We start from the raw sequence: 5,650 nt of genomic DNA, 5'->3' as shown, positions 1-5,650 counted from the left end.
TGATTAGAATTATGCTTAACAGAATAAAAAAATAAATTTTAAACAACCTCTTAATCGTTTTATTAGTTTAACCTTTTTGAAAGGATTAGTCCGTAATCTTTAGTTTTCTCTCTGTTTTGCTGTATCGTCCTACAATGACCGCTAACGCAGCGCTTGACGAAGTTCCGAGAAAAAAAAGAGAAGACCAAAATTTATTTTGGTATTCCGGTGTTTTTTTTCTCGGGATCTAATTTTGTCAAGTATTTTGTTGGGCGACGTTAGCCGGAACGGCGAGCGGTGCGAGCCGCAGCCGGCGCAAAGCCCAGGCGTATCTTAGACAAAATTAGGTCAAGCGCTGCGTTGAGCGACATTTGTTTTGGATGGGAGTGTTTGCGCAGCAAAACACGAAGAACAAAACTACGCCGCAGGCGTAATGTCGCTCAACGGGCTCGCGGATTTGCGAAGTTCCGAAGGCTCATAGCGGAGCTATGAAAGCCGTAGGAATTTTGCAAATCCGCTGATGTGTTGAAGGTCGAAGCGGAGCGAAGACGCTTTAACACATCAGCGGATGTAATCCGCGAGCCCGATGTGCAAAAGACGGAGCGAAGCGGAGACTTTTGCACATCGGGCTCGCGGATTGGCGTAGTGGGGGCTTTTCAGCACAACACTTGATACGAAGCACCAAAGTTCAAATTTAGCACAAATTTTCATACGAAGAACGTCCGCCCCCATTACGCCAAACCCTTGTTATGGGCAGGTTTTTTCATTCGTCTTGTTCGTTTGGTTTGTCTAATATTTGTCCTAATTGGTGCAGCTTGTTAGCCAATAATTTTTTGTCAATTAGTTTCGTTTCGTAGTCGGCAACTATTGCAGGGCTTATGTGTCTTGACATTGAAATTTCTACTACTTCGGTGTCTTTGCCTTTGCAGAGCAAAATACCAATACTTGGGTTTTCGTGTGGTTTCTTCACGTCTTTGTCTAACGCACCTAAATAGAAATTGAGTTTGCCCAAAAATTCGGGGTCAAACTCTTGAATTTTCAATTCAAATAACACCAAGCAATTTAATTCACGATGATAAAAAAGTAAGTCGGTGCGGAAATCTCTGTTACCTGCCTGTATGCGATATTGTTCGCCCATATAGGTAAAATCTTTGCCGACTTCCAAAATGAATTTTTGCAAATTGAGCGTAATCGCTTTTTCCAAATCTTTTTCGCTGTGTCCATCTGGCAAATCCAAAAACTCAAATATGTAAGGGTCTTTGAAAAGATTTTCGGGTAATTGCGTTTGTAATGCCGAAATGCTTTTGTTACTAAGCATTGTTCGTTCAAATGTTGCCGTATTTAGTTGTCGTTCTAATTCTCTTACCGAAAGTCGCTGACTAATGGCGTGAAGAACGTAAAAAATTTTTTCTTCTGCTGTTTTGGTCTTGTTCAGAATGTGCAAATGCGATGACCATTGAATTTGTGACAACACTGTTGACACAAATTTGGAAGGCAAATCGTCAGCCGATTGTAATTGTGTCAACACTGTTGACACTTTTGTATCTTGCTGATTTTTATAGCTTTTTAAGAATATTGAAAGTGAAGACAAAAATTGATTATCTGAATACACCTCAAAAAATTGCTTCATTCTATACAAGCCTCTACGGTTAAAGCCCGAAAGATTGGGAACTCTTGATAAAATGAAATCCGATAATTGCTGAACTATATTTTCGCCCCATTTGCCTGTGTTTACTCTGTCGGAAACAACCTTACCTACGTTAAAATACAACAAAACCAACTCGCTGTTTGCTTTGCTGTAAACACGATTTCTTGCTGCGGTTATGAGTGTTAGAATATGATTAAAATCTTGCTTATATGTATTGTCTATGTTCAATTTTTCTATCTTAAAAATTCAGTCCTCAAAGATAGTCAAAATGAACAGATAGTTCTACTTGGAATAGGTTTTTACGCTTTTTGAAATTCTTCGCCAAAGCAGACCGTCCGTATAGTTAGTTAAATTCTTGTCAAGTTCGTATTCGCCCTTGAAACGATACATAATGTCGCCTAACGGACTTTTAACTCTTGCAAAAACAATTCGGGTGCGATTGTCTTTTAGAACGTGGTCAATGTGTGATTTTGCATTTTCGGGTAATTCGCAAATTTCTCTGATTTCTATTTCATCGTTGGAAATGGAATTGTTCCATTTCCCATTTTTGTAGAGTTTCGGAAACCAAATAATTTTTCCGTTGTCTTTTCCGTGTCCTGCTCCGCCTGTCCAAATTCCTTTTGGTTTGTAATCATTTCCGAAACAATTGGCTGCATCAACCATTGTTCTGAAAGCACAATCATCATTCAAATCAATAAAACCTTTGTCAATATAGGTTTTCGGATTGAGTTCGGCTTCAATATCCCAACTCTTAAAATCGTTGCTATTGGATTTTTTGAGTTTGATGTGTTCAACGATTTTAAAAATTTCAGTGTTAATCGCTTCAATGTTTTGCGTAACATCAACTCTCAACACTTCGTGTCCTGTTGCGTTGATAATATCGGCTTCTCTCAATTTATCCCACTCAATTTGTTTTTTGTGATGTCCTTCGTCAATTTCAATGTGAATTTGAAGTTGCGGAAAAAACATATCTGTCAATGCTCGTCCGTCAGGTCGTGAAACATACTGTTGTGTTACAAACTTTATTGAAAGGTCATTGAGCAAATGCCAAATTCTCGTTACGACATAATGTTCAAATCGTTTTTTTTCAGCTCTTGAAAATTGTCGGGAAATAAAATCAAGTTTATTCATTACTGCTTTGCTTTTGAAATCGTGTAAGCGATTAGAACATAAATCAACGCTAAAATACCGTTTACAATTACATAAAACGGAACTGAAAAATCGGTAAAAGAGAAAATTAAATTGCTCAACAAAGCAACAGCAAAGAAAATGCCCGAAACTGTTCTTACCATTGTCGTTGTTCTCGGGAATTCAAAATTTATTCCTATTGTCAACAGCAATGTAGTTGCTGTAAATAAGAAACAACCCAAACTTAACAGCGATTTATTTTCGCCATTATGAAAGTGGAAAAAGCCATAAGCAATTAGTCCGCTTATGGCGATTGCGATAATTGATTTTACAAAATTTACTTTCATTGTTCTAAGTTTAAATTGTTGGCGGTGGTGGTGGAACACTTGAAAACAAACTTGCAAGTTCGGCAACATTGCTTGCCAATTCCCAAGCCGACATTCCCTCTTTCCAAACGTGGTGACTTTTGGTGAATTGTCCGCCTTGTGCAGATTGTTTCAGTTGTTCTAAATTGAATTGTCCTAACTGCTGTCCGTTTAGTGCAACGTGGTAAGTTGAAACAGGTGGCGGTGGTGGCGTGTTGTTGATGTTGTTCATCATTCCACCCATTTGGTTGCCCATTGCACCGCCTATTGCCATTCCTGTCATTAGTCCGATAGGATTTAAACCTCCGCCACCGCCAAGATTTACAGCACCCATTTCGCCAAGATTTTCGGCTGCTGTTTTCAGCACATCCGTTTGTTGGTTGAGTTGATGGACGGCAAAGTTTTTACCCTCAACTTGTAACTCTTGGTCTTTGCGTTGAATACGCATTGTTTCTTCCAAGTTTTCAAGATTGATTTCCGTTGTTCCTTCAACAGTTTTCAATTCTTGGTCGGCAAAGCGTTTCAAAAGTCGTTTGTAATTGTTGCTCTCTTTATCAAACTCCAAATGAGCAAGGTCAAAACGCTTGAGATTAACGCCAAAATCAATTTCAAAATCGTTTCTCAAACGTGCTTGAATTAAATCTGACAACTCTAAAATTTTCCGTTCAAGTTGCAGAACTGCGATTTTGTTTTCTGTCGGTGCATTTGTGATAAATGCTTTTACATATTTCGTAACAGCGTCTTTTATCTGATTGTTAAAGTCGTCCAATTCAAAGTTGATTAAGCGGTTTAGCTTAATGAAACTTTTGTAATCGGTAACATTGAAAGTTATTGTTCCTCTTGCGACAATCGGTGCAGAAAAATCAGCACTTCTTGGGTCAAATACTTCAAAGTAAGGAATGCCAAATTTTATTTGGTTGTTGCCTTGTAAATTGATGAAATAAATTTCTGCTTGAAAAGGCGAAGCACCACCAAACGCAGTTCCGACAATGTTTGTAAGAATAGGAAAGTTGGCGGTTTTTATTGTCTGGTCGTGAGGTCCGACAATAAAATCCATAAGATTTCCATCATTCTGTTTGTAAACGAAAACAGCAACTTCGCCTTCTTTCACTCTCAAACTACTGCCATAACGAATAGCATTTTCTTTTTTGCTTTCATTGAGTGTTGCCCCTTTTGGTCGCCATTTCCAAACAAGATATTCTTGTTCATCGCAACGGATTACGTCCATAAATCCGCCTTCATTTTTATTTCCGAATAATGCCATTTTGTTGTGTTTTAAGTTGTTATTTAATTCCAAGTTGTTGTCCGTAATACTCAACTTGTTCCAAAGTTTTTTTGTCTTCTTTCATTGAAAGTCGTGCTTTCATAACTATCTGTTCGCATTTCTGCATCCAAACTTCGGCAATCATATAGTCATAATTTTTGGCGTGGTCATCGCCAAAGTGAGCACCAAATTTTTTGAAAGCTGAAAACGTTGATTTTTTCGCTGGAGAAGCCAACGGAACAGCCATAGACAGAAATTCCAAGATGTCCTCTTTTGAATTTGGAATAGGGAAGTGCATAATAAACTCTTTCTTTTTAGTGAATACTGCTCGTTTCCAATCTCCACCACCAATACTTTCAAGTCCTCCGAAAACTTTCCCCATTAAACCACCTGTATTATTGTTGTCTTTCAATACAACTTTGCTTTCAATGGTTTGATAATCTTTAAAAAATTCTCTTATGGAATTTGCACTTTCAACGTTTCTGAAATCGTGTCCGCAGTCAGAACATTTTGTGCTGAATGATTGCACAATAGCACCGCAAGACGGACATTTTTTGATGTCGCCAAACTTGTCTGATTTCGGTGCGGAAACAGGTGCTGTTTCTGTTTTTGCTTGGTTTTTCTCAAAAAGTTTTGCGTCAAGCACCATTTCAAATTCGTCAAGGTCAATGCCTGCCGCTTCTGCTTTTTTAAAAAGCACTTGCTTTTCTTTTTCGGTCAATTCTCCGTCAGCAAGTGCAAGTTCAATGAGTTTTTCTATTTGTTCGTTATACATTTTTTACGTTTTTAAATTTTCAATGAGTGTCCTACTCGTAAGGCTTTTCGGTGTCGCCCCGTTTTTTGAAATGGTCGCTGGTCTCCATTTTTGAAAAATAAAAGATTGTTGTCAGTCGGAAATGACTGTCAAGATGTGTCGTGTGAAGAAAGAGGTGGTTCTCTTGTCTGCCCCTGTCCGTTGTAGCGTGTCGTTTTAAACTTGCCCATAACGCAGCGCTTGACGAAGTTCCGAGAAAAAAAAGAGAAGACCAAAATTTATTTTGGGATTCCGGTGTTTTTTTTCTCGGGATCTAATTTTGTCAAGTGTTTTGTTGGGCGACGTTAGCCGGAACGGCGAGCGGTGCGAGCCGCAGCCGGCGCAAAGCCCAGGCGTATCTTAGACAAAATTAGGTCAAGCGCTGCGTTGAGCGACATTTGTTTTGGATGGGAGTGTTTGCGCAGCAAAACACGAAGAACAAAACTACGCCGCAGGCGTAATGTCGCTCAACG

5 protein-coding genes are annotated in these 5,650 nt (G+C 38.9%); all 5 read right to left on the bottom strand.

Annotated features, from left to right (window positions below; translation table 11 throughout):
* Nucleotides 1-742: 742 nt before the first annotated feature.
* The 5 genes from LC115_05595 to LC115_05575 are packed head-to-tail and all read right to left on the bottom strand — an operon-like array spanning nucleotide 743 to nucleotide 5,159.
* Entirely contained in the window at nucleotides 743-1,855 is a 1,113-nt protein-coding gene (locus LC115_05595; protein ID MCZ2356152.1) for a PDDEXK nuclease domain-containing protein, read from the bottom strand.
* Nucleotides 1,856-1,909: 54 nt separating this feature from the next.
* Nucleotides 1,910-2,758, bottom strand: a complete 849-nt coding sequence (locus tag LC115_05590; protein ID MCZ2356151.1) for a DUF559 domain-containing protein — start codon at nucleotides 2,756-2,758, stop codon at nucleotides 1,910-1,912.
* The gene (locus LC115_05585; GenBank protein MCZ2356150.1) at nucleotides 2,758-3,102 is read right to left on the bottom strand and encodes a hypothetical protein; all 345 of its coding nucleotides are present in this window, start codon (nucleotides 3,100-3,102) and stop codon (nucleotides 2,758-2,760) included. The genes LC115_05590 and LC115_05585 overlap by 1 nt, the downstream gene beginning before the upstream one ends.
* Nucleotides 3,103-3,112: 10 nt before the next feature.
* Complete coding sequence (locus LC115_05580; GenBank protein MCZ2356149.1) at nucleotides 3,113-4,384, bottom strand: SPFH domain-containing protein; 1,272 nt, start codon at nucleotides 4,382-4,384, stop codon at nucleotides 3,113-3,115.
* A gap of 19 nt (nucleotides 4,385-4,403) precedes the next feature.
* Nucleotides 4,404-5,159 (bottom strand): hypothetical protein, encoded by a 756-nt coding sequence (locus LC115_05575; protein ID MCZ2356148.1) that lies wholly within the window; start codon nucleotides 5,157-5,159, stop codon nucleotides 4,404-4,406.
* Nucleotides 5,160-5,650: the final 491 nt, after the last annotated feature.

This window comes from Bacteroidia bacterium (assembly GCA_026932145.1).
GTDB lineage: Bacteria > Bacteroidota > Bacteroidia > J057 > JAIXKT01 > JAIXKT01.
This window is presented reverse-complemented; position numbering and strand designations above follow the sequence as displayed.